The sequence below is a fragment of the Dendrosporobacter quercicolus genome (assembly GCF_900104455.1).
Lineage (GTDB): Bacteria > Bacillota > Negativicutes > DSM-1736 > Dendrosporobacteraceae > Dendrosporobacter > Dendrosporobacter quercicolus.
This window is the reverse complement of record NZ_FNHB01000001.1, coordinates 689,093-713,418: the sequence shown is the minus strand read 5'-3', so window position 1 is coordinate 713,418 and position 24,326 is coordinate 689,093. Positions and strand designations below refer to the sequence as shown.

At 46.7% G+C, this 24,326-nt stretch carries 31 protein-coding genes; all 31 read left to right on the top strand.

All coding sequences use genetic code 11. The features are described from left to right. Nucleotides 1–48: 48 nt before the first annotated feature. The 31 genes from BLR06_RS03480 (at nt 49) to BLR06_RS03330 (ending at nt 24,318) form a co-directional block, all read left to right on the top strand. Nucleotides 49–243 carry a flagellar FlbD family protein gene (locus tag BLR06_RS03480; RefSeq protein WP_092068319.1) on the top strand — a complete coding sequence of 65 codons (195 nt, stop codon included), beginning with the start codon at nt 49–51 and terminating at the stop codon, nt 241–243. Nucleotides 244–323: 80 nt separating this feature from the next. Then, complete coding sequence (locus BLR06_RS03475) at nt 324–791, top strand: flagellar basal body-associated FliL family protein (RefSeq protein ID WP_092068315.1); 468 nt, start codon at nt 324–326, stop codon at nt 789–791. 57 nt (nt 792–848) lie between these two features. Further along, the gene (gene fliM, locus BLR06_RS03470; RefSeq protein WP_092068312.1) at nt 849–1,853 is read left to right on the top strand and encodes a flagellar motor switch protein FliM; all 1,005 of its coding nucleotides are present in this window, start codon (nt 849–851) and stop codon (nt 1,851–1,853) included. Continuing rightward, complete coding sequence (gene fliY / locus BLR06_RS03465) at nt 1,846–2,949, top strand: flagellar motor switch phosphatase FliY (RefSeq protein ID WP_092068310.1); 1,104 nt, start codon at nt 1,846–1,848, stop codon at nt 2,947–2,949. Before fliM ends, fliY begins: the two co-directional genes overlap by 8 nt. A gap of 40 nt (nt 2,950–2,989) precedes the next feature. After that, a complete protein-coding gene (locus tag BLR06_RS03460) occupies nt 2,990–3,352 on the top strand; it encodes a response regulator (protein ID WP_092068307.1) in 363 nt (120 codons plus the stop codon). A 4-nt stretch (nt 3,353–3,356) separates the two neighbouring features. Then, nucleotides 3,357–3,923, top strand: coding sequence for a flagellar biosynthetic protein FliO (fliO, locus tag BLR06_RS03455; protein WP_092068305.1), 567 nt, complete (start codon nt 3,357–3,359; stop codon nt 3,921–3,923). 32 nt (nt 3,924–3,955) lie between these two features. After that, nucleotides 3,956–4,693 (top strand): flagellar type III secretion system pore protein FliP, encoded by a 738-nt coding sequence (gene fliP, locus BLR06_RS03450; protein WP_092069830.1) that lies wholly within the window; start codon nt 3,956–3,958, stop codon nt 4,691–4,693. A gap of 11 nt (nt 4,694–4,704) precedes the next feature. Further along, nucleotides 4,705–4,974 (top strand): flagellar biosynthesis protein FliQ, encoded by a 270-nt coding sequence (gene fliQ / locus BLR06_RS03445; protein WP_092068303.1) that lies wholly within the window; start codon nt 4,705–4,707, stop codon nt 4,972–4,974. Between the two features lie 14 nt (nt 4,975–4,988). Next, nucleotides 4,989–5,768, top strand: a complete 780-nt coding sequence (fliR, locus tag BLR06_RS03440; RefSeq protein ID WP_092068301.1) for a flagellar biosynthetic protein FliR — start codon at nt 4,989–4,991, stop codon at nt 5,766–5,768. Further along, on the top strand, nt 5,722–6,873 hold the full coding sequence (gene flhB / locus BLR06_RS03435) for a flagellar biosynthesis protein FlhB (protein WP_092068299.1): 1,152 nt from the start codon (nt 5,722–5,724) through the stop codon (nt 6,871–6,873). The genes fliR and flhB overlap by 47 nt, the downstream gene beginning before the upstream one ends. 46 nt (nt 6,874–6,919) lie before the next feature. Then, on the top strand, nt 6,920–8,986 hold the full coding sequence (gene flhA, locus BLR06_RS03430) for a flagellar biosynthesis protein FlhA (RefSeq protein WP_092069827.1): 2,067 nt from the start codon (nt 6,920–6,922) through the stop codon (nt 8,984–8,986). Continuing rightward, on the top strand, nt 8,983–10,080 hold the full coding sequence (gene flhF, locus BLR06_RS03425) for a flagellar biosynthesis GTPase FlhF (RefSeq protein ID WP_092068297.1): 1,098 nt from the start codon (nt 8,983–8,985) through the stop codon (nt 10,078–10,080). The genes flhA and flhF overlap by 4 nt, the downstream gene beginning before the upstream one ends. Before the next feature lie 4 nt (nt 10,081–10,084). Then, nucleotides 10,085–10,972 (top strand): MinD/ParA family protein, encoded by an 888-nt coding sequence (locus BLR06_RS03420; RefSeq protein WP_092068295.1) that lies wholly within the window; start codon nt 10,085–10,087, stop codon nt 10,970–10,972. A gap of 34 nt (nt 10,973–11,006) precedes the next feature. Next, nucleotides 11,007–11,669, top strand: coding sequence for a flagellar brake protein (locus BLR06_RS03415; protein WP_092068293.1), 663 nt, complete (start codon nt 11,007–11,009; stop codon nt 11,667–11,669). 19 nt (nt 11,670–11,688) lie between these two features. Further along, a complete protein-coding gene (locus BLR06_RS03410) occupies nt 11,689–12,726 on the top strand; it encodes a protein-glutamate methylesterase/protein-glutamine glutaminase (RefSeq protein WP_092068290.1) in 1,038 nt (345 codons plus the stop codon). Nucleotides 12,727–12,738: 12 nt separating this feature from the next. Continuing rightward, complete coding sequence (locus tag BLR06_RS03405; RefSeq protein WP_092068288.1) at nt 12,739–14,772, top strand: chemotaxis protein CheW; 2,034 nt, start codon at nt 12,739–12,741, stop codon at nt 14,770–14,772. A gap of 11 nt (nt 14,773–14,783) precedes the next feature. Continuing rightward, a complete protein-coding gene (locus BLR06_RS03400; protein ID WP_092068286.1) occupies nt 14,784–15,248 on the top strand; it encodes a chemotaxis protein CheW in 465 nt (154 codons plus the stop codon). Nucleotides 15,249–15,281: 33 nt separating this feature from the next. After that, a complete protein-coding gene (locus BLR06_RS03395; protein ID WP_092068284.1) occupies nt 15,282–15,902 on the top strand; it encodes a chemotaxis protein CheC in 621 nt (206 codons plus the stop codon). Next, on the top strand, nt 15,902–16,387 hold the full coding sequence (locus BLR06_RS03390) for a chemotaxis protein CheD (protein ID WP_092068282.1): 486 nt from the start codon (nt 15,902–15,904) through the stop codon (nt 16,385–16,387). The genes BLR06_RS03395 and BLR06_RS03390 overlap by 1 nt, the downstream gene beginning before the upstream one ends. 14 nt (nt 16,388–16,401) lie before the next feature. After that, nucleotides 16,402–16,713, top strand: a complete 312-nt coding sequence (locus BLR06_RS03385; RefSeq protein ID WP_092068280.1) for a hypothetical protein — start codon at nt 16,402–16,404, stop codon at nt 16,711–16,713. Between the two features lie 31 nt (nt 16,714–16,744). Beyond that, on the top strand, nt 16,745–17,503 hold the full coding sequence (locus tag BLR06_RS03380) for a FliA/WhiG family RNA polymerase sigma factor (RefSeq protein WP_173812571.1): 759 nt from the start codon (nt 16,745–16,747) through the stop codon (nt 17,501–17,503). Nucleotides 17,504–17,530: 27 nt separating this feature from the next. After that, nucleotides 17,531–19,150: a DUF342 domain-containing protein gene (locus tag BLR06_RS03375; protein ID WP_245698000.1), complete on the top strand. Its 1,620-nt coding sequence runs from the start codon at nt 17,531–17,533 to the stop codon at nt 19,148–19,150. A gap of 38 nt (nt 19,151–19,188) precedes the next feature. Then, nucleotides 19,189–19,536 (top strand): hypothetical protein, encoded by a 348-nt coding sequence (locus tag BLR06_RS03370; protein ID WP_139164431.1) that lies wholly within the window; start codon nt 19,189–19,191, stop codon nt 19,534–19,536. Nucleotides 19,537–19,593: 57 nt separating this feature from the next. After that, nucleotides 19,594–20,127 (top strand): DUF6115 domain-containing protein, encoded by a 534-nt coding sequence (locus tag BLR06_RS03365; protein ID WP_422699815.1) that lies wholly within the window; start codon nt 19,594–19,596, stop codon nt 20,125–20,127. Nucleotides 20,128–20,280: 153 nt separating this feature from the next. Beyond that, on the top strand, nt 20,281–20,985 hold the full coding sequence (gene rpsB, locus BLR06_RS03360; protein WP_092068270.1) for a 30S ribosomal protein S2: 705 nt from the start codon (nt 20,281–20,283) through the stop codon (nt 20,983–20,985). Nucleotides 20,986–21,055: 70 nt separating this feature from the next. Then, entirely contained in the window at nt 21,056–21,703 is a 648-nt protein-coding gene (tsf, locus tag BLR06_RS03355) for a translation elongation factor Ts (RefSeq protein WP_173812569.1), read from the top strand. Between the two features lie 83 nt (nt 21,704–21,786). Continuing rightward, nucleotides 21,787–22,539, top strand: coding sequence for a UMP kinase (pyrH, locus tag BLR06_RS03350; protein WP_422699802.1), 753 nt, complete (start codon nt 21,787–21,789; stop codon nt 22,537–22,539). Next, a complete protein-coding gene (gene frr / locus BLR06_RS03345) occupies nt 22,529–23,089 on the top strand; it encodes a ribosome recycling factor (protein WP_092068265.1) in 561 nt (186 codons plus the stop codon). Before pyrH ends, frr begins: the two co-directional genes overlap by 11 nt. 3 nt (nt 23,090–23,092) lie before the next feature. Continuing rightward, nucleotides 23,093–23,296, top strand: coding sequence for a hypothetical protein (locus BLR06_RS03340; protein ID WP_092068263.1), 204 nt, complete (start codon nt 23,093–23,095; stop codon nt 23,294–23,296). 3 nt (nt 23,297–23,299) lie between these two features. Next, a complete protein-coding gene (locus BLR06_RS03335) occupies nt 23,300–23,467 on the top strand; it encodes a DUF362 domain-containing protein (protein ID WP_092068261.1) in 168 nt (55 codons plus the stop codon). A gap of 56 nt (nt 23,468–23,523) precedes the next feature. Continuing rightward, the gene (locus BLR06_RS03330; protein ID WP_092068259.1) at nt 23,524–24,318 is read left to right on the top strand and encodes an isoprenyl transferase; all 795 of its coding nucleotides are present in this window, start codon (nt 23,524–23,526) and stop codon (nt 24,316–24,318) included. Nucleotides 24,319–24,326: the final 8 nt, after the last annotated feature.

Below are 24,326 nucleotides of genomic sequence, written 5' to 3'. Positions count from 1 at the left end.
AATAGGGGGTTAATCCCCCCTATTCCTTAGCTCAAGGGGGGGATAGGCATGATAAAGGTTTCCAGACTGAAAGGTGAGGACGATATTGTCGTGAATGCCGAATTGATTGAAACCATTGAGGAGACGCCGGATACTGTAATTACGCTGACCAGCGGCAAAAAGTTGATTGTCGAGGAATCGATGGACGAAATCGTACGCAGGGTGATGGATTACCGCCGGGCAATCTATCGTAATCTTCGCTGAGCAACCGGGCGTTGGCGCGAAGGCAATGAAGTTGAATGAACAACTGAACTGTGGTTTTTATAATGTGGAGGTGTTGGTCGTTGGCTGACAGCGGGAAAAAATTCCCTATGGGGCTGATTGTGGGAATGATAGTTTTCGGTCTCTTGCTGGCCGGAGGTGTATCTTATTTTATTGCGACTAAAATAGTGGCGGAAAAATCAACCGGGGCGGCGGCTTCCGGACCTGGCGTGCTTGTTAAACTGGGTGATGCCAAGGACGGGCTGCTTGTTAATATTGGCGGAGTAAACAGCGGACGCTATCTGAAAATCGGCATTATTCTCGAAATGCAGGCCGCCGGGGCTGAACAGGCAACTGACGGCAAATCGCCATCAGCAACCGAGGTCAAGGTGCTGGATACGGTTGTACAATTGCTGCGCTCGCAAAAGATTGAAGATTTTGATCCGGGCAAGCAAGACCAGCTAAAAGAAATTATTAAGAACGAGCTGAATAAAACGCTGGGAGCGGAACGAGTATACCAGGTTTACATTACTCATTTTATCTTGCAGTAAAGGAAATTTGGCTGTTTAAACCGAAATATATTCAATGGTGTGAAAGGAGGGGGAATTTTGTCAGGGTCTGATGTAATGTCGCAAAACGAGATCGATGATTTATTGTCAGCGTTGTCGACGGGTGTTGTTTCGGCCGAAGAAATGCGGGTAGAGCAAAAACAACGCAAAATAAAAGTATATGATTTTAAACGCCCTGATAAGTTTTCTAAAGACCAAATTCGCACCCTCTATATGCTGCATGAGAATTTTGCTCGCCTGTTGAACACTTACCTCTCAGCACATTTAAGGGCGCTGGTTCATATCAATGTCGCCTCGGTTGATCAGTTGACGTACGAGGAATTTATCCGCTCGTTGCCTAATCCCAGCGTTATCGGTATATTTAATATGCGGCCGCTGAAAGGAAATGTAATATTAGAGTTAAACCCCAATATTATATTTTCCGTCATTGACCGTCTGTTTGGCGGGCCTGGTTTGCCGCCGGCCAAGCCAAGATCGCTCACCGATATTGAAGAGGCAATCGTAAGGCGGGTAATGAACAAGGCTTTGGAGGCTTTTCAGGAAGCGTGGAAGCAGGTAGTAACGATAGAGCCGCGCCTGGAGGCGATTGAAACCAATCCGCAGTTTACGCAGATTGTTCCACCGAACGATATGGTGGTCATTGTTACTTTGCAAACCAAAATTGGTCAGGTAGAAGGCTTAATCAATATTTGCATCCCTTACCTGGTCTTAGAACCAATCATGTCAAAGCTAACCACAACTTTTTGGGTGGCTTCATCAGTGTCTAAACAAGAGCACCCGGAGCATATGCAGGCTTTGCAGCGCAAATTGTCAAGAACACTCATTCCGATGACGGTAGAGCTTGGCCAAATTACGGTCATGGTACAGGAGTTGCTGGAATTGGCGGTTGGTGATGTTTTGCAGCTGGAAACAAAGGTAGAAGATGATCTCAGTGTAATCATCGGTCATAAAGAAAAATTTCGTTGCAAGCCCGGTATTTCCGGCAAAAAAGTGGCAGTGCAAATATCACAGGTAGTGATGGAGGGAGATGACAGTGATGAGTGACGGGTTTCTGTCTCAGGATGAAATAGATGCTTTGCTGCGTGGTGAGCCTGACGCCAGTTCTCCGGCTGCGCAGGATATTTCGGATTTGGAAAAGGATACGCTGGGCGAAATCGGCAATATTTCAATGGGCAGTGCGGCTACTACCCTTTCCGTGTTGTTGGGCCGCAGAGTATCGATTACCACGCCGCGGGTATCGGTTGACACCTTAAAAGAAATTCAAAACAAATACCCTTTACCGTATTTGGTCATAGAAGTGGGCTATACCCATGGGATTTTGGGTACCAATCTGCTGGCGATGAGAGAGCAGGACGCCTTGATTATTGCTGATTTGATGATGGGCGGCGATGGGTCAAATCCGCCAACCCAGCTGAATGAAATGTATATGAGCGCCGTTGGGGAAGCCATGAATCAGATGATGGGATCTGTGGCCACATCAATGTCCACGGTATTTAAGAAAAAGGTTGATATTTCGCCGCCGAACGTCAGTTTAGTGGATTTTGCCACCGACAGTTCGATCACCAATGCCGTTCCGCCTGAGGAGGCTATCGTCAAAGTGGCCTTCAGAATGGAGGTTGAAGAATTAATTGACAGCGAAATTATGCAGATTCTGCCCATCCATGTGTCCAAAGATATGGTCGATAGCCTAATGACGGCGGTACAGGAACCGGCGGCCGCTCCGGCAGCGCCCAAAGCGCCGGCCAGTGCAGGGCCTCAGTCCAATACCGCCCATGCTCAACAGGCCGCCGCCGTACCTGCAGCCAAGAAGGTTGCCCCTGATGTTGCCGTACAGCCGGTGCAATTTGCGCCATTGTCACCAGCCGCAATTCCGGTTGCCGATACCAATATTAATCTGATTATGGATGTGCCGCTGCAGGTTACGGTGGAGCTTGGCCGGACCAGGAAACTCATCCGTGAAATTCTGGAACTTGCCCCGGGGTCGGTCGTTGAGCTGGATAAGCTTGCCGGTGAGGCGGTCGATATTTTGGTCAATGGCAAGCTGATTGCAAAAGGCGAAGTGGTGGTCATTGATGAAAACTTTGGGGTGAGAATTACAGACATTGTCAGCCCATTGGAACGGGCTGGTACTCTACAGTAAACCGAATGTAATTTAGGCGATAAAGGAGAGACGAAAGCACATGGGTATTAAAGTAATGGTTGTTGATGATGCGGCATTTATGAGGATGATGATTAAGGATATTTTAACCAAAAATGGTTATGAGGTTGTGGGGGAAGCGGAAAATGGTCTGAAGGCTTTGGAAAAATACCAGGAGCTAAAGCCGGACCTGACCACAATGGATATTACGATGCCGGAGATGGATGGGATCAGCGCAGTTAAGGAAATTAAGAAGATTGATCCCGGCGCCACAATCATTATGTGCAGCGCGATGGGCCAGCAGGCGATGGTAATTGAAGCAATTCAGTCCGGCGCCCGGGACTTTATTGTCAAGCCGTTTCAGCCGGACAGGGTGTTAGAAGCCGTACGCAAAGCAGTCGGATAATCAAATGGTGAGTAACAGCCTTAGGATATTTTGCACTTTTTTACTGTTGACATTCGTGCTGACTTTTCCCCTTAGCGGAGTGGCGCAGCAGGCTGAGGGCGGTTATTTAAATTATCAGGAACCGCCGGCGCCATCCGAGACCTCGTCCTGGGTGTCAACTCTGGCTTATGTTTTATCGCTTATCGCGACATTTGCCGCTGTGTTGGGCTTTGCTTATTTTACTTCACGGTTGCTAGGCCAAAAGCTGGGCAATTTATCGACTGGCCCGTCAAGCAAAATTCTAACAACCTTGCCGCTGGGCAATAACCGCGGCGTATATGTAGTTGAAGTTGCCGGTAAGTTTTTAGTGCTTGGCGTAACCGACCATGGGATCACTTTATTGCAGGAAATCGTGGATGAGGCTGAAATTGAAAGAATCCGGCGGCAGAAAACCGACAATCCGCAGCAGGAAGAGTTTCAGCATATTTTTCAGAAACAACTCGCTTCACTGCAGCAGCTATCGCAAAAAATCCCGGCCGTATTTGAGCAAAAAGGTCGCAATAAGCAAGATGATGGTCAGGAGAAGGGGTAAAAAGAGTGGTTAGACAACAATATGTTGTTTCAATGCTGATCGCATTGATCAGCGTACTATTGGATCCAGCGACAATATTGGCTGCTCCGCTGGTTCCCGTACCCAATATTAATATTGGCGTGGAAGCCGCTAATAATCCGCAGGATGTCGCGTTAAGCCTGCAAATTTTACTGACTTTGACCATACTTACCCTGGCTCCGTCAATTATTATCATGATGACTTCGTTTATCCGGATTGTGGTTGTATTGTCTTTTTTGCGCGGTGCCCTGGCTACCCAGCAAATGCCGCCCAATCAGGTGCTTATCGGGTTATCTTTATTTTTAACCTTTTTTGTGATGTCTCCTTATCTGGAACAGGTCAATGCGCAGGGCCTGCAGCCGTACTTTAACGGCGCCATCAGCCAGGAAACTGCAATAACGGAGAGTTTGAAGCCTATTCGCGAGTTTATGTTTAAACAGACCAGGGAAAATGATCTGGCTTTGTTTGTCAATCTGTCGGACGGGCAACGGCCGAATTCTCCTGAAGATGTGCCGACAACTACGTTGATTCCGGCTTTTATTATTAGCGAATTAAAAACTGCATTTCAAATTGGATTTATGATTTATATACCGTTTATTATTATTGATATGGTTGTCGCAAGTACACTGATGTCAATGGGGATGATGATGGTCCCGCCGGTGATGATCTCTTTGCCGTTTAAATTGCTGTTATTTATCCTGGTTGACGGCTGGCATCTGATTATCAAAGCATTGATCGACAGTTTTAGGTAAGGAGGATAGCCATGTCTGGTGATTTTGCAATTCAGATGGGGCGGGAGGCATTACTGATGGTAATGATTGTGGCCGCACCGATGCTGGGGCTGGGTTTGCTGGTTGGGCTGCTGGTGAGTATTTTTCAGGCTACCACGCAAATTCAGGAGCAAACGCTGGCCTTTATCCCGAAAATCATTGCCGTATTTGTTGCTATCTTGGTTTTTGGTCCGTGGATACTTAGCTTGCTGGTTGACTATACCCGGGCGATTTTTCTTAGTCTGCCTCAAATGGTTAGATAGCAAGGTGGTGCAGCTTGGATTTATTTACAGCCATACAAACTTCATTTGGCTTTTTTTTACTGGTTTTGGTTAGAGTAAGCGGCATTTTCATTATGGCGCCAATTTTCGGCAGCCGTAATATTCCTGCACAGGTTAAGGCCGGTGTGGCTTTGACGTTTACCGTGGTGTTATTTCCTTTAATTTTTCAGTCCGGTATTCAGTTGCCGGAGCAGCTTTTTCCTTATGTTTCGCTGTTAATCAGTGAATTATTTGTAGGCTGGGTGATTGGTTTTGTTTGTTCACTGCTGTTTTCGGCCGTACAAATGGCCGGTCAGGTAGTCGATACGCAGATTGGATTTGGGATGGTTAATATCATGGACCCCCAGTCGGGACAACAAGTTCCCCTGATCGGGAATTTTAAATACATACTGGCTCTGCTTGTTTTTCTTATTACCAACAGCCATCATTTGCTATTGGCGGCGTTGTTCAATAGTTTTCAGATGATTCCTGTTACCGGAGTTGTGTTTCATGGCGTACTAACCGAACTCATTGTAGATATGGTGTGGGGAATTTTCGCCATTGCGCTCAAAATTAGTTTTCCTGTTTCAATTTCATTATTGCTTACCGACATTGCGCTGGGTATTTTGGCCCGCACCATGCCGCAAATGAATATTTTTGTTGTCGGCATGCCGCTTAAAATCATTGTCGGCATTTTTATTCTATCCCTGGTAATGCCGTTTTATATTTTATTTTTGGAAGTGGCGTTTAATGGCATGTTCAATGACATCTACCGGATTCTGGAAAATCTTAAGTAACAGAAAGCGACTGCAAAGCAGCCGTAAATTGCCAGTGCTTGACTTACAATTATTTAATGGCGAAAAAACCGAAGACGCCACACCGAAGAAAAAAGCGGATGCCCGCAAAAAGGGGCAGGTAGCCAAAAGTACGGAAATTAACTCGGCGTTTGTGATATTGGTGGCATTTTTCGCGCTTAAGCTGCTTGGCGGGCACATGTATCAGGAACTGGCGGACTATATGCGCTATGCCTATCTTAGTTTTGCGGTGACTGATTTTAACATTAACCTGGTCCGGGAGATTTTTTTGCATTTCGGGATTGTCTTTTTCAAAATTACGTTGCCGTTGATGCTGGCTATTTTAATCACTTCCCTGGCAATCAATTTTTTTCAGGTTGGCTTTAACGTATCGTTTGAGCCGATCATGCCCAAACTGGACAAGCTAAATCCGCTATCGGGCTTTAAACGGATCTTTTCGAAAAGAGCATTGGTGGAGCTGTTCAAATCGTTGTTTAAGGTAGGGCTTATCGGCTATTTTATTTATCGGTTTTTAGCCGCCGAGACCGGACGGATACCGGAGCTGCTCGGCGCTGAGTTGTCTTATTCGATTACTGTGGCAGTTTCCATGATCCTGGATCTGGTTTTTCAGATTAGCGCGGTAATGCTCATTTTGGCTGTGCTGGATTTTTGCTATCAGCGCTGGGAGCATAGTCAAAGTCTGAAAATGAGTAAACAGGAAGTAAAAGATGAGTATAAACAAACCGAAGGCAATCCGCAGATTAAAGGGAAAATTAAAGAACGGCAGCGGGCGATGGCGATGCGGCGAATGATGCAGGAGGTTCCCCAAGCCGATGTTGTTGTGACAAATCCCACCCACTTTGCCGTCGCCCTGAAATACGACCAGACGATGACCGCGCCAACCATTATTGCCAAAGGTCAGGACCTGATCGCTAAACGGATTAAGGATATTGCCAAGGAGCACCGGGTGACGATTGTCGAAAATAAACCGCTGGCCAGAGCTTTATACTGGGGTGCTGAAGTTGGCGATATCGTGCCGCCGGAGCTTTATAAATCGGTTGCTGAAGTATTGGCTTATGTATACCGTCTGAAAAAGAAACTTTCGTAATGCTTCAGGACTGTTATTTTTTACTACACACAAGGAGCGAATGAATTTGGCTGCACAAACAACGCCTTTTGGAGCCCTCAAAAAATATAGCGACATTCTTGTGGCTCTGGCAATTATCACCATTGTGGTGATGATGATTATCCCGCTTCCGCCATTTTTGCTGGATTTACTGCTGTCGCTGAATATCACATTTGCTTTGATTATTGTCATGGTAGCCATTTATAATGTCGAACCGCTGCAATTCTCCATCTTTCCCTCGCTGTTGCTGATCACGACTTTGTTCCGGTTAGCGCTTAACGTTTCATCGACCAGGCTGATTTTGCTGGATGGCTATGCCGGAGAGGTAATCATGGCGTTTGGCAACTTTGTTGTTGGCGGCAATGCCGTTGTCGGGTTTATTGTATTTGTTATCTTGATTATCATTCAGTTTATTGTGATCACCAAAGGGGCTGAACGGGTCGCTGAGGTTGCCGCCCGGTTTACGCTGGATGCCATGCCTGGCAAACAAATGAGCATTGACGCCGATTTAAATTCCGGGGCAATTACCGATAACGAAGCCAGAGAGCGCCGCAAGAAAATTCAGCGGGAAGCCGATTTTTACGGAGCGATGGATGGCGCCAGCAAGTTTGTTAAAGGGGACGCCATTGCCGCTATCATTATTATTATTATCAATATTGTCGGCGGTTTCTTTATCGGTATGGTGCAACGCAATATGGATGTTCTGCATGCCCTGCAAAGCTATACTCTGCTTACTGTCGGTGAGGGGCTGGTAAATCAGATTCCGGCGCTCTTGATTTCAACGGCGACCGGTATTGTTGTTACCAGGGCGGCATCTGATTCCAATCTGGGCCAGGATATTATCGGCCAGATTTTTACAAATCCGCGGGTATTCTTTATCGCCGGAGGCGTACTGGTCCTGCTTGGTCTGGTTCCCGGCCTGCCCGGCGTCCCGTTTTTTACGCTGGGGGCAATCTCGGCGGCGGTGGGTTATCAGCTGTATCAATCGGCCCGCGATGCTGTTCAGTCCGAAATATCCCAAATAGAAGCGCAGGAAAAGGAAGAGGTCAGAAAGCCTGAGAATATTGTGGCCTTGCTGCAAATTGATCCAATGGAGCTGGAAATCGGTTATAGTTTAATTCCACTGGTCGATTTAGGGCAGGGCGGCGATTTGCTGGACCGTATTGTTATGATTCGCCGTCAATGTGCCCTGGAAATGGGTCTGGTTGTGCCAACCATCCGTATTCGCGATAATATTCAGCTGAAACCGAATTCTTATATGATAAAATTAAAAGGAATAGAAATAGCCAAAGGCGAATTACTACTTGATCATTATTTAGCAATGAATTCAGGCACAACCCTGGAGGAAATCAATGGCATTGAGACCGTTGAGCCGGCATTTGGCTTACCGGCCTTATGGGTGCAGGATGCGGCGCGTGAGCAGGCCGAGCTGGCCGGCTATACCGTTGTTGATCCTGTTTCTGTTCTGGCTACTCATCTTACCGAAGTCATCAAGGCCCATGCCGCTGAGATTCTAGGCCGGCAGGAAACGCAGAACCTGATTGACAGTGTTAAGCAAAATAATCCCACCGTTGTGGAAGAATTAACGCCTAACCTGCTGTCGGTCGGTGAGATTCAAAAAGTGCTGGCCGGGCTGCTCCGGGAGCGCATTTCCATCAGGGATATGGTCACAATTATGGAAACGCTGGCTGATTTCGCCCACCTGACTAAAGATACTGAAATTTTGGGTGAATATGTTCGTCACGCGCTGGCCCGTCAAATATCACGGCAGTATGTTCAGAATAACATCCTGACTTGCATTACGGTTGATCCGCAGCTGGAAAATACCATATCGTCGTCGGTTCAGCGGTCGGAAAGCGGTTCCTATGTCGTTCTGGAACCTAATCTCATGCAAGCTATGGTTGGCAGTTTAAATAGCGAATTGCCTAAATTAACGAATTTAGGCTATCAGCCCATTGTGCTTACCAGTCCTGCAGTGAGGCTTTATTTCCGTAAGCTGACTGAACGGGTTGCCCCTGGTTTGGTTGTGCTTTCGTATGCTGAGCTGGAAGCTAAAGTTGAGGTACAGGCGTTAGGAATGGTGAAAACATCATGAAGGTTAAAGTATTTACATCAGCAACGATGCAGGATGCAATGAATCAGGTGAAACAGGAGCTGGGCCGGGATGCTGTTATCTTACAGACCCGCCGTTTTAAAAAAGGCGGCTTTTTGGGCTGGTGGGGCAAGGAGATGGTTGAGGTAATGGCGGCGACAGATTCTGCTCCGGCTGCCACCGGCAGGAAACCGGCGCCGCCGGTTGACTATGTTCAACCCCCGCCGCCGGTTGAGAATAGTCCGAAGCCTTCAGCCCTGCAATTTGAATTGGCCGGTATGCGTAAAATGCTGGAGCAGGTCTTGCATAAAATGCCCCAGACCGGCAGCAGGAATGGACCGCTCCTTGATTTACTGATGAAAAATGATGTGGAATTGGCTGTTGCTGAGAGTTTGCTTAGCGATATTGGCGATTCCGTTGATTTGACCGATCCTTTGACTGCCCAAGGCGTATTGAGGGAACGTATTGTTGAGTTTTTTAAGCGGGTTGAAGGCATCAATGTTCCGGCAGCCGGCAGCAAAGCCGTAGCTTTTATTGGTCCCACCGGAGTGGGCAAGACAACGACCATTGCCAAGCTGGCGGCGCATTTTTCGATTATCAAGGGGTATAAGGTGGCAATGGTGGCTGCCGACACTTATCGTATTTCGGCGGTTGAGCAATTAAAAACCTACTCCGACATCATCGGTGTCCCCATTGATATTGTCTATAGTCCGGCTGAATTAAAAGCCGTTTTAGCGAAAAACCAGGATAAGCAGTTGATTTTAATTGATACAACGGGGCGCAGCCCGCGTAACCATTACCAGATTGCCGAACTCAAAGCGTTTTTGGAAGTTGCCCCGGATATAGAAACCCATTTGGTTTTAAGCACAACAACAAAATATAAAGATGCTTTGGATATTGCAACCAAGTTTTCCGTTTGTTCGCCGCAAAAGTTTTTATTTACCAAGGTAGATGAAGCCAGCAATGTCGGAACCATGATTAACCTGCTGCATCAGTTTCCGGCGACCCTTTCTTATATTACCAATGGTCAGGCCGTACCGGATGATATTGAACTGGCCGACCCGCGAAAACTGGCCGAGCTGATTTTGAGGGATTGAATGTATGCATGATCAAGCCGAGAAATTACGACAGTTAGTGCAAACTTCCCAGGGCGCAGTTGGGAAGTCATCAGACAACGGAAAAAACAATACGCGGGTCATTACCATCACCAGTGGTAAAGGCGGAGTCGGCAAGACCAATTTCACGGTCAATCTTGCGGTTGCCCTGGCCAGGCTGGGACAAAAGATTTTAGTTATCGACGCCGATTTAGGCGCGGCAAATGTCGATGTGGTTTTAGGCTGCACTTCCTCTTATAGTTTATTACATATTATAGACGATCAACTGCCCATTGCCGACGTTATTGCTGATGGTCCTGAAGGCATCAGGTACCTGTCCGGCGGGTCGGGCATTCAGCGTTTGGCCAATCTGGATGAGATACAGCTTGCCAGGCTGATCAATAAAATAGCGCTGTTTGACAGTTGGGCGGATATTATTTTAATCGATACCGGCGCCGGCGTCAGCCGTAATGTCATCAATTTTGTGCTGGCCGCCGATGAAGTAATACTGATTACAACACCTGAGCCTACTGCCTTGACAGATGCCTATGCCATGCTCAAAACTTACAGCTCCTATCAGGGGACTGCCTCACTAAAATTAGTGGTGAACAGAGTTACTGAGATTGCGGAGGGTGAAATGGTCAAGGCCAGGCTAATGAATGCGGCAGCCCGTTTTTTGGCGTTGTCGGTCGACAGCCTGGGTGTTATCTATGAAGACAGCAATCTGGTCAGGGCGGTCAAAAAACAACAGCCGGTGCTGCTGGCTTATCCCGGCACAATCGCCTCGCGTTGTATTAAAACGATTGCCGGCCAGCTTATAAATCATCGTACGCCGGCAGCGCCACAAGGAATAAAAGGCTTTTTTCATAAAGTGCTGGGGTTTTGGAACCGGTAAGCAGCGCAAGCAGTTTTACGATAGGGGGTCCGCAGTGAATAAATTTGAGCAAACAAATTTTGAAAATGTGCTTCAAGTAAATCAACGGTTAGAAATCATGCTGGCGGCTGTTCCCGGCAAGAAGTTTGCCAGCCGGATCGAAGAGGTCCATGACGATCATCTGGTCATTGCCATGCCGATGACCAAGGGACAGCCAATTATACTCAATCATGGCAGTAAGTTTTTTGCCAGATTGGTTGTACATCAGAGTGCTTATCAACTTACCTGCACCTTTATTGATAAACGTCTGAATCCTATTCCGGTCTGGCTGGTATCGAGGCCGGCGGACATTAAGAAGATTCAACAGCGGGCGTTCGTCAGGCTGGATTCTTCAATGCCTGTCCGGTGGCAGTTTCTTACTGAAACAGAGGATGATCCCCTGATCAGTTCAACGATCAGGGACATCAGCGGCGGCGGAGTAAGAATTATTACCAAAAATCCCGTTCCGTTAGGTTCCAAATTAAAGGTGATGATTGATTTGCCCGGCATTGGTCCGCTGGAATTGTCGAGCGAAGTTGTACGAATTGATCAGCCGCAGGCTGATTTGCCGATCTTCTGGGTGGGAACCAAGTTTCTGGATATTCCTGAAAATATCCGCAGCAAAATCATTAAGTATATTTTTAAAAAACAGGTGGAAGAACGCCAGAAAGGTCTTTAGGGGGAAGAGAGGTGGCACTGTGATCAGAGTACTTATTGTTGATGATTCAGCATTTATGCGGAAAATGTTATCTGATTTATTTGCAGGCGAGAACGATTTTACCGTTGTCGATACGGCCCGTAACGGGAAAGATGCGGTTGATAAGGTAAAGCGGCTCAAACCTGATCTGGTAACCATGGATGTTGAGATGCCGGTCATGGATGGAATACAAGCGTTAGAAACCATCATGCGGGAAACTCCGACTCCGGTGGTCATGGTCAGCAGCCTGACCCAAGCCGGCGCTGAGGCCACGATCCGGGCATTGGCGCTGGGCGCAGTCGATTTTGTCGCAAAAGTATCCGGGCCGATTTCTAATATTTCCGGCATAAGTGCTGAATTACTTACCAAATGCCGTTTGGCGGTTCGCGTAAATGTTGCACGCTTGGCTGTACCTGTACTGAAAAGTCCAGCGGCCGGTACGCTTGTTTCATTCAAACAATTTCCTAATGATAAGCTTATCGCCATCGGAACGTCAACCGGCGGCCCCAGAGCATTACAGGAAATCATTACGAAATTGCCGGCAAATCTGCCTTGCGGCGTTGTCATTGTTCAGCATATGCCGCCCGGGTTTACCAAATCGCTGGCGGAAAGATTAAATTCCATATCCTCGCTGACCGTCAAAGAAGCGGAACAAAATGACCATATTCAGGCAGGCATGGTGTATATTGCTCCCGGCGACTATCACCTGACAATTGAAAACAGTGGCGGTAAAAGATGTCTGAAGCTAAATCAAAGCCCGCCGGTCGGCGGTCACCGTCCGGCTGTCGATCCGATGTTTGATTCGGCAGCCAGGGTGTATGGCGACAAAGTAGTTGGCGTAATTCTTACGGGGATGGGGCACGATGGCGCTAAAGGAATGCAAGCCATAAAAAATCAACGCGGGTATACGATTGCTGAGGATCAGTCAACTGCAGTTGTTTTTGGAATGCCAAAGTCTGCTATTGAATTGGGTGTAATTGATAAAGTTGCGCCAATTCATACAATTGCAGCTGAAATAATTAAAGCTGTTACCAAATAATATGGGGGAATTATGATGGACACGAACCAGTATATGGGGATGTTTTTGGAAGAATCCCGCGAACATTTACAAACGCTGAACAGTTGTCTGCTGGAGCTGGAAAACGATCCGGAAAATTTATCGGTATTGGATGAGATTTTCCGCAGCGCTCACACCATAAAGGGGATGTCCGCGACGATGGGTTTTACGGCGATAGCCGAACTGACGCATGAAATGGAGAACATCCTGGACTTGCTGCGCAAGGGCCAGCTCAAGGCTACGCATGAAATTATTGATACTGTTTTTAAATGCGTTGATACTTTGGAACAACTGGTAGAAAACGTAGCCAGCGGAAACGACGCAGGGCTGGATATTAAGTCATTATTAGACCGTTTGACCAAGCTGGCGAAAGGTGAGCCGCTGCCTTCGGAAGATGAGGTTCAGGCTTGCGATAATTTACAACTGCCATTGAATGAAACCGAGACACTGATTGTTAAAACGGCGAAAGCGACCGGCTTGCAGGCCTTGGAAATTCATGTCGGCTTGCGTGAAGGCTGCCTGCTTAAATCGGCTCGGGCCTATATGGTGGTTAACGCTTTAGAAGAACTGGGCGAAATTATCAAATCCGAACCAAGTACGGAAGATTTGGAAAAGGAAAATTTTGATCATCATTTTCAGGTATTGCTGTTAACCGGCGCTGAACTGGAGAAAGTCCAGCAAACGGTATTGGGGATATCTGAAGTGGAAACTGCTGATATTCGCGTATGCGAAGGTGCTGACGCCGTCGCGGATCAGACGGTTCCCGCGCCTGCGGCAAAACAGGAAATCGCCGCCGCTCTTGCGCCGTCCATCAAGGCTGAAAAATCCCAGCCGCCGAATCCGGCCAATAATGGCGACAAGAAAATGAAAAGCGGTCAATCGGTGCGGGTTGATATTGATAAATTGGATTCGCTGCTGAATCTTGTCGGCGAACTGGTTATTAATAAAACCAGGCTGGAACAAATTGGCATCACACATCGCTTAACCGATTTGGTTGAGACAATCGAGCAGATGGACCGGGTTACCACTGATTTGCAGACTGTGGTGATGAAGGTGCGCATGGTGCCTGTTGGTCAGGTATTCAACCGGTTTCCCCGGATGGTGCGTGATTTGTCACGGGATTTAAATAAAGAAGTAAACCTGCTGATTCAAGGTGAGGAAACTGAACTGGACCGGACTGTGATTGATGAAATCGGCGACCCGCTGGTCCATCTGCTGCGCAATGCGATTGATCATGGCATTGAGCACCCCAATGAGCGTCAGGCCAACGGCAAGAGCCCGATTGGCGAAATTCGTCTGATTGCCCGGCATGAAGGCAACAATGTCATCATTATTGTTGAAGATGACGGAAAAGGAATTAATCCGGACATTGTCAAAAGGAAAGCCTTGGATAAAGGTCTGATTACTCAGGCGGAAGCGGATAAAATGGAGCCGTCTGATGCGGTAAGACTGGTGTTTTTGCCTGGGTTTTCGACGGCTGATGTATTAACTGACGTTTCCGGCCGCGGGGTTGGCATGGATGTGGTGAAAAATAAAATTGAATCTCTCGGCGGGATGGTTGACGTTGAAACCAAACTGAATGAGGGCAGCAAATTTAAGATTAGACTGCCGCTGACACTGGCGATTATCCAGGCCTTGCTGGTCAAGGTCAGTGAAGAGATTTACGCCATACCGCTGGGGTCCATTGACAGTACCATTAATGTTGTTCCGGAAGATATAAAAACAATTCAAAGCCAGGAAGTAATTTTATTACGGGGACAAATTATACCGATCATCCGACTGGCTAAGCTGCTTGGCGCACCCGAAGCCGCCGAAAGTGCGCAAGAGGAGCTGTTTGTCGTTATTGTCCATATGGGTGAGCATAAGGCGGGGGTCATTGTCGACAATTTGATTGGGCAGCAGGAGATTGTCATTAAATCATTAGGTAAACTGCTTGCCGGTATTAAAGTAATGGCCGGGGCCACCATTCTGGGCAACGGGCAAGTGGCGCTAATTTTGGATATCGGGGCGTTAATGCAAAATAATTAGGGGTGATGAGCATGGCGGAAAAGACCTATTCAAATGATGAAGTGCAACTGGTTGTGTTTAAACTGGGACGGGAAGAGTATGGCGTAAGCATTCTGCAGGTGCAGGAAATCAAGCGGCTGACAGAGATTACCAGGGTGCCGCACACGCCAGATTATATTACCGGGGTAATCAATCTGCGCGGCAGTGTTTTACCGGTCGTTGATTTAAAAAAACGATTGAATTTGCCGGGGCAAACCCATACCGACAACACCAGGATTATTATTGTTAAAGTTGATGAAATTGTCGTCGGCATGCTGGTTGATGCCGTTTCCGAAGTTCTGGCAATCAATCAGGCGAACATTGAAGATCCCGATGCTGTTGTCGGTGGCGTTGCCGCCCATTTTATCAGCGGCGTTGGCAAGCTTGACAACCGGTTGTTGATTTTATTAAACCTGGAAGCGATTATTGGCAATGGCCAAGAGGCGAAAGTGAGCTAATATTGAAAAACTCCAGTGAATGAGGTGGACTAGTTGTCCGAAGATATATTAAATTTATCAGCCCTGCAGTTGGATGCTTTACGGGAAATCGGCAACGTTGGAGCGGGCAATTCAGCGACTGCTTTATCGCAGATTATTGACCGAAAAATAGATATGGCCGTTCCCCGGGTGTCCATCATGCCACTGGGCGATGTGCCTGACGTCGTTGGTGGTCCTGATGTCATGGTGGTGGGCGTTTTTCTCAGGGTTTACGGTTTGGCGCCAGGCAGTATTCTGTTTCTACTGCCGCGGAAAAGCGCGTTTTATTTGGCTGATATGCTGATGGGGCGAAAGCATGGCTTTACGGAGTCCCTGAGTTCGATGGATGAATCGGCGCTGATGGAAATTGGCAATATTTTGGCGGGAGCTTATTTAAATGCCTTGTCGCATTTTACTAAGTTAACGCTGCTTCCGTCTATTCCTGCTTTGGCGATGGATATGGCAGGAGCTATTTTAAGCGTGGTATTGATTCAATTAGGCCAGATGGGTGATCATGCCCTGGTCATTGAAACTGAATTTACCACCGATGCTGATGGCGTAAAAGGACATTTTTTCCTCATTCCCGATCCCGGCTCACTGAATACCATTTTGACCGCAATAGGGGTGAAGGAATAATGTCGGAGCTGATCAAAGTGGGAATGGCTGACTATAAGGTTGGCCGTAATCCGGCCAGCTTAATTAGTTATGGGCTGGGCTCTTGCGTTGGCATTGCTTTATATGATCCTGTCACCAAAATTGGCGGTTTAGCTCATATTATGCTGCCGGACAGTACGCAGGCCCGCTCAACTGACAATCCGGCCAAATTTGCTGACACGGCCTTGCCTTTAATGCTAAGCGATATGCTCAAGCTGGGCGCCATGAAATTTCGTATTGCCGCTAAAATTGCCGGCGGCGCTCAGATGTTTACTTTTGCCAATGCGACTGATATTATGCGGGTTGGTGAACGCAATACCGAGGCGGTAAAAGCGGTATTGAAAAAAATTGATGTAAAAATTATCGCTGACGATACCGGCGGCAACTATGGACGGACGGTTGAACTGAAACTGGATGCGGGCATTTATCGCATAAAAACGATTGATAAAGGCGAAAAAGAACTTTAAGTAGGAGGTCCAGCGTGTTTAGATTACGATTTGCAGGTTGCCTGGCTTTGTTTGTCGGCATTGCTACTTTTGTTATCAGCGTTATGAATGAGGCCAGACCTACAACAATACTTTATCGCAGTGTGATATCAGTAAGCATCTTTGGCTTATTGGGTTATTTATTAGCGGGATTGACGGGAAACTGGCTGGCGGCAAAGTCAAGTAACCTTAAGTCTTCGGCAGAACCGGCCACTCATGAGCAGGACGATGGCGAGCCGTCTGGGGATCCTGCGTTTGATCCGTTTACCCCTGATAAATTCGAGCATATTTCTTCATCTAAAGATTGACTGCGTTTAGTTCAGTTGGGGGTATTTTATAATGAATGTAAAAATTAGCCGCCCGTTGGTGGAATGTGATCATTTATGGATTGCTTACCAGCAGAGTAAAAGCATTGAGATTCGTGAACAGCTTGTGCAGCACTATTTAGGGTTGGTAAGACTGGTTGCCGGACGTTTGGCGATTGGCCTGCCGCAGCATGTGGACAAGGATGATTTAATCAGCAATGGTTTTTTTGGCTTGCTGGAGGCGATTGAGCGTTTTGATCCTGCCCGCGGCATTAAATTTGAAACCTATGCTGTCGCCAGAATTCGCGGCTCAATCCTTGACGCGATCAGAGCTCAGGACTGGGTACCGGTAACCTTGCGTCAGAAGGCCAAGCAATATGAACAAGCGGTGGCCAGGCTCGAACATAAGCTGGGGCGGTCAGCCAGCGACCCGGAAATAGCCTCTGCCCTTAATATCACGCTAAGCGAACTAAATGGATTACTGCATCAGCTAAACGCAGCTACAGTCATACCTTTGGAAGAATTTGCGAAATCCGAGCCGGTTTCCAATCAACAGCTAAATCCATCGCATAATGTTGAAACTGAGGAAGTAAAACACACGCTGACCAAGGCAATTGAAAAATTGTCGGAGAAGGAAAGACTGGTCATTACCCTGTATTACTATGAAGGGTTGACGCTGAAGGAAATCAGTTTAATTTTAAAGTTATCCGAAGCTAGAATTTCCCAATTACATACCAAGGCTGTTTTTCGATTAAGAGGATCATTGTCCCGCATTAAATCAAGTTTGATTTAATGGTACATAGGTGGGAGGTGAATGCGTATGCAAGATCAAGTTTTAACACAGGCCCAAGACGGTGGAGAGGAGCAGGTCGACGGGTACTATTCCCTGGCAATTGAAGAGCGGGGCGTACAGCTGGCAGTATACTCTCCTAAGACCGAGCAGGGCAATCCGGTAAATGAGGCGGTCATCATTCAGGAATTAAAAAAGCAGTGTATTACCGAATATAATTATGCATTGTTAATTAAGACTGTTAGAGAGGCTGCCGGCGAGCCGGTGAAAATAGCTGAAGCGCCGGAGTATGAGGGTGAGCCTGATATCCAGGTGCTCATCAGCCGTGACCGCATGGAAGCAACTGTGAAAATTGTAAGACCTGAGAAAAGCAAACCACCCTGTCTGGAAGCAATTGTCGAAAAAATTCAAAGCAAGGGTATTGTTTTCGGCGTAGATTATGAGGCGTTGCAGCGGTTAGTGGGCGCTGCCGCTGAAATGACCGTGGCTAAAGGCAAGCCTCCGCAGAATGGGAACAATGCCTATATTCAATATTATGTTGATTTGGAAACCAATGCCAAGCCGGCCGAGCTTGAAAACGGCAAAGTGGATTTTCGTAATTTAAATTTATTCACCACCGTACAACAAGGAGATGTGCTGGCCGAGAAAATACCGGCCACCCCCGGGTCGCCCGGAACCGATGTTCTGGGCAATTCCGTTAAACCTAAACCAGGCAAGGATATACCGTTTCCTGTCGGCAAGAATACACAGGTGCTTGATCAAACAAAGGTTGTTGCCGCCATTGCCGGGCAATTGCAAATGATCAATCATAAAATCAATGTACTGCCGGTAATTGAGATTAAAGGTGATGTGGACTTATCGACCGGCAACATTGATTTTATTGGCAATGTTACGGTCAGAGGATCGGTCCAGTCCGGTTTTACCATTAAAGCCGGCGGAAATGTTGAAATATTTGGAACCGTGAGCGGCGGGATTGTTGAAGGCAAGAGTATTGTAATTAAAATGGGCATTCAGGGAATGGGCCGTGGCTATGTCAAAGCCAGTGGCGATGTTGTAGCGAAATTTATTGAGAATGGCACGGTATATGCCGGCAATGATGTCATTGTCAGCGAAGTGGTTTTTCACTCCAAAATAAATGCCGGCAAGCGGGTCATTGTCCAGGGCCGGCGCGGTCTGATTTCCGGCGGACGGATTGTTGCCGGGGAAGAAATTGTGGCAAAAACAGCTGGCACGCAAATGGCAACCAATACCGAGCTGGAGGTTGGCGTAAACCCGGTAATGCGCGAGGAATATAAGCTGATCCGTAAAGAAATTAAGCAATTGGAGCTTTCTTTGGATCAAACCCAAAAAGCGTTAACCATACTAAAATCAATGAATCAAAACGCCATGCCGTCTGAAAAGCGGGAAATGTTGTTGAAACTGACTAAATCACAGTTTCATCTGGTTGGACAGGTTACGGCCAGACGCAACCGGGTTGCTGAAATTGAGCTGGCATTGGAAGAACTGAAGCATGGCCGGATCCGGGTGTCCGATGTCGTTTATCCCGGGGTTAAAATTGTTGTCGGCGCTCTGATTAAGCCTGTTCGCGAGCAATTGAGCCATAGCTCTTTTTATGCTGAAGACGGCGATATAAAAATTGGCCCGTTCTAATCTGGTACGCCGGTAAATCAAACTTATTTGGTGGTGCAATGATGAATATTCGGTCTGTTGATTTGCAAGTGCTTATCCCTAAAACTACCGAAGTCGGTAAAAGCCAGGCTTCATTGAATCAACAATCTGTAGTTCAGCAGCAATATGGAGCGGAAAAAATTCAAAAAATGTCTGAACAACAACTCAATCAAGTGCAGAATACCAAAAAGAATGAAGGCGGGAAGGTTCAAAGAGAAGAAGATGCCCGGGAAAAACGCCAGGGTTCACGCCGGAACCGGCAGCCGCGTAAACAGGCCGGTATTGATCTGCGTTCGGAAAGTGCCGAAGAGAATCAAAATGCCGCTAAAGGACAGCTGTGCGGACGGTTTATTGATATTAAAACATAACGATGTAATTTCAATCTGTTGAGGTGCTGTATGATTGCGGGAATAAGTTTGCTAGTAGTGATAATTGCCCTTAGCCTGGTTTTTATTTACAAACGGGAAATGCTTTATCGCGTAAGGTTGAAAAATCTTTCAGGATCTACCAAGGAATTGCAGGATGAGCTTGAACATACGGCTGATCAGGTTGTTAAACGGATGGAGCTGCATATTAGCCAGCTCGAATACTTAATTTCTGAAGCTGATGACAAAATAGCCCTGTTAGATAAGAAGCTGGCGGAAGTTGACCGGCGCGCTGCCAGGAAGCAGACGACCCTGGATTTATCTGAAAATAATGAAAAATACTCCTATTACCAGTCTGAAGACAGCTTGTTGAGTGACAGCGGTGAAGCGAAGCAAAAAGCCTGTGCCCCTATTGTTGATGCCCCGCGCTCGGCAGGAAAGGCGCAGGCTGACGGCAATCATAAGCATGTAATTCTGACAATGGCTGAACAAGGGTACGATGTTACGGAAATAGCCAGGGCGACCGGGATGGGTCGGGGCGCCATTATGCTGCTGATCCAATTGCATAAAAAACAAGAAAAAAATTCAAACTAGCAATGAAATTGTAGGCAAAGAAGCTTGTTATCTAAATAAAGTTATGTTATACTAATTCCTGGTGTAAAAAACACACGCATTTCAATTTTGTACTGTGCCAATTGGTGAAAACAAAAAATGCGAAATGCGGCGGTAATTAACAGGAGGTGCACGATGTCAGTTATTTCAATGAAACAGCTTTTAGAAGCCGGTGTCCATTTTGGACATCAAACCAGAAGATGGAATCCTAAAATGGCTACCTACATTTTTACTGAGCGTAATGGTATTTACATTATTGACTTGCAAAAGACAGTAAAAAAGGTTGAAGACGCCTATAATTTCGTTCGCGAAATCGCGGCTCAGGGTCAAAGCATTTTATTTGTAGGCACAAAAAAGCAGGCCCAGGACGCCGTAAAGGAAGAAGCCGTCAGATCAGATATGTATTTTGTTAATGAAAGATGGCTGGGCGGTATGCTGACCAATTTTCAAACCATTCAAAAACGGATCAACCGGTTGCGCGAATTGGAAAAAATGGAAGAAAACGGTCTGTTTGATGTATTACCCAAAAAGGAAGTTCTTGCATTACGTCATGAAATGGACAGATTGCAAAAGTTTCTTGGCGGTATCAAAAACATGAACAAGCTTCCCGGGGCCTTGTTTATTATTGACCCCCGTAAAGAACGGATTGCTGTTGCCGAAGCCCGGAAGCTTGGTATTCCTATCGTTGCGATTGTGGATACTAACTGTGATCCTGATGAAGTGGATTATATTATTCCCGGCAATGATGACGCCATTCGTGCGGTCAAACTGCTTACGGCAAAAATGGCTGATGCTGTGATGGAAGGCCGTCAAGGCGAACAGCTAGCCGCAGCTGAGTAATTTTGATAAGTAAAGGTAAGGGAATAGCATAGCTGCTTCCTTACCTTTAATAATAGACAGGAGGATACAAATGGTAACTGCTCAAATGGTTAAAGAGTTACGTGAACGCACCGGTGCAGGTATGATGGATTGCAAAAAGGCTTTGACTGAGACCAAGGGCGATTTGGAAAAAGCGGTGGATTTCCTGCGGGAAAAGGGTCTGGCGGCAGCGGCGAAAAAAGCCGGACGGGTAGCGGCCGAGGGTGTTGTTGAAGCTTACATACATGGCGGCGGACGCATTGGCGTATTGGTGGAGATCAACTGTGAGACCGATTTTGTCGCTAAAACCGATAATTTTAAAGCGCTGGCCCGCGATATTGCAATGCAAATAGCTGCGGCTAATCCCAGCTTTGTCCGCCGTGAAGAAGTACCGGCCGAAATTGTCGAACATGAGCGTGAAGTATTAAGGGCACAAGCCCTCAATGAAGGGAAACCGGCCAATATCGTTGAAAAAATGATTACCGGTCGGGTCGAAAAATATTATAAAGAAGTTTGTTTGTTAGAACAGGCCTTTATAAAAGATCCTGATAGAACGGTTACGCAATTAATTAACGAAAGCATTTCCAAAATTGGCGAAAACATATCGGTGAGACGATTTACCAGATATCAGCTTGGCGAGGGACTTGAGAAAAAATCAAATGATTTTGCTGCTGAAGTAATGGCTGCTGTAAAAAGCTAAGAGAACACCTGCAAGTGTTCTCTTATTTTTAAAAGTAATTCCAAAAAGAGGATTATTAACAAATTTGTAGAATTTCACCGAGGATGGGGGTTTTATTTTTGGCCGCTGCACAATATAAACGCATCATTTTGAAATTAAGTGGCGAGGCGTTGGCTGGAGGAAAGGGTTACGGTATTGACCCAATGGTAGTTGATTCTATTGCCCGTGAAATAAAAGAAGTGCGGGCAACCAGACTGGAAGTCGCTATTGTTGTAGGCGGCGGCAACATTTGGCGCGGCTTGGCGGGCAGCGCTAAGGGAATGGACCGGGCAACCGCCGACTATATGGGAATGCTGGCAACAGTGATGAATTCGCTGGCCTTGCAGGATGCACTTGAAAATTGCGATGTGGATACCAGGGTTCAGACGGCGATTGAGATGCGGCAGGTTGCCGAGCCTTATATTCGCCGTAAAGCGATCCGTCATTTAGAAAAAGGCCGAGTGGTGATTTTTGCTGCAGGAACCGGCAACCCCTACTTTTCAACAGATACGACAGCTGCGCTCCGGGCAGCTGAAATTGAGGCCGATGTTATTCTAATGGCCAAGAAAAACGCCGATGGCGTTTATGATGCCGATCCCCGTTATCATCCGGAAGCCAAGAAGTTTAAAGAGCTGGAATACATTGAGGTATTGCAGCGCGGGCTGGGGGTTATGGATTCAACGGCGACAAGCTTGTGTATGGACAATAAAATACCAATTATTGTTTTTAGTATTGATGAGCCCGGAAATATTTTAAAAGCCGCACTTGGTCATGACATTGGCACGCTGGTTGGAGGGAATAATAAGAATGACTGTTAAAGAAATTTTTAGTGCGCAAGAAGAAAAAATGAAAAAGGCAATTGACGCTTTACGCAGGGAATTGGCATCCTTGCGGGCTGGCCGGGCCACACCGGCTTTGCTGGACAAAATTTCGGTGGATTATTATGGCTCGCCTACGCCAGTCAATCAAGTTGCCAATATTTCAGTGCCTGAGCCCCGGATGATTACGATTCAACCCTGGGAAAAAACAATGCTGGCGGCAATTGAGAAAGCAATTTTAAAATCGGATTTGGGGCTTACGCCCAGCAGTGACGGCGTAATTATCAGATTATCCATTCCGCAGCTTACGCAGCAGCGCCGGACTGAGCTGGCTAAGGTTATTCATAAAAAGGCCGAGGAAGCCAGAGTGGCTGTCCGCAATATTAGGCGGGACGCCAATGATTCTGTAAAAAAACTGGAAAAAGACAAAATGATTTCGGAAGACGAAACAAAAAAAGCGCAAGAGGATATGCAGAAGCTTACCGACAGGTATATTAAAGAAATTGATATGGTGATGACTACTAAAGAAAAAGAAATCATGGAAGTATAAACAGTGGATGTATTGGCGCAGCCACTGCTTACGGCGAAGCATAAACTCAGCGAGCTTAATTGTCAATATACCATTAAGATCACTCGTCCTACCCGCAGTTTTTTTACTGTGGCAGACGATTCTCTTTATGTGATCCGGCAGCGGATAGATCCGGAGGGTGTTTATCATCTGGTTGCCGCTGCCAAGATGGGAAAGGAGGTGTTGTAGGTCATGGCTTATACAATTAATGATGAATGTATTTCCTGTGGTTCCTGTGCTGGTACATGCCCCGTAGGCGCTATTGCGGAAGGAGATTCCAAATATGTGATTTCCGACGAATGTGTTGAGTGCGGTGCCTGTGCGGCGGTTTGCCCAGTTGGTGCTATTTTGGCCCCATGATTGGAAACCCCCTCGTTAGAGGGGGTTTAGTTTCTTAAAGGTAGATGGAGGTCAATATGTGGAAAAAATGGTTTGGTAAATCCAGTGATGTTTTTCATACGCCTGGCTTAAATCTGATTAAACGGGAGAGCGTTCCCCGGCATATTGCCATTATTATGGACGGCAATGGACGCTGGGCCCAGCGTAAAGGTTTGCTGCGCACTTTTGGCCACCGGGCCGGCGTGGAGAGCTTGCGCGATATCGTGAAAGCGGCGTCAGAGCTAGGGGTCAAAGTACTAACTGCGTATGCTTTTTCTACTGAGAACTGGAAACGGCCGGATGAAGAAGTGAATTTCCTGATGAGTTTGTTTTCGGAGTATCTTGATAGCGAAATTGATGAGTTGCATCAAAATGACGTGCAAATAAAATTTATTGGTAAGATTGATGAATTGGCTGTGACTTTACAGCATAAAATTGAAAATGCTCAGGCGCGGACTTTACATAATGGTGGTTTGATTTTGAACTTGGCTGTCAATTACGGCGGCCGGGCCGAAATTACGCGCGCTGTTCAGATAATTACCGAAAAAGTAGCAACCGGCGCATTAAAACCGGAAGAAATAACAGATAATACTATTCAGGACCATTTGTATACCGCCGCACTGCCTGACCCGGATCTGCTGATCAGACCAAGCGGCGATCTCAGAATCAGCAATTTTTTATTGTGGCAGTCAGCCTATGCCGAGTTTTGGTTTACCGACATCAACTGGCCGGATTTTAAGCCAAAACATTTGATCCAGGCAATTATCGATTACCAGAAACGGGACAGACGTTTTGGAGGGGTAAACAAAGATGGTGCGCACAGGTTTAAGTAGGTGTTTAA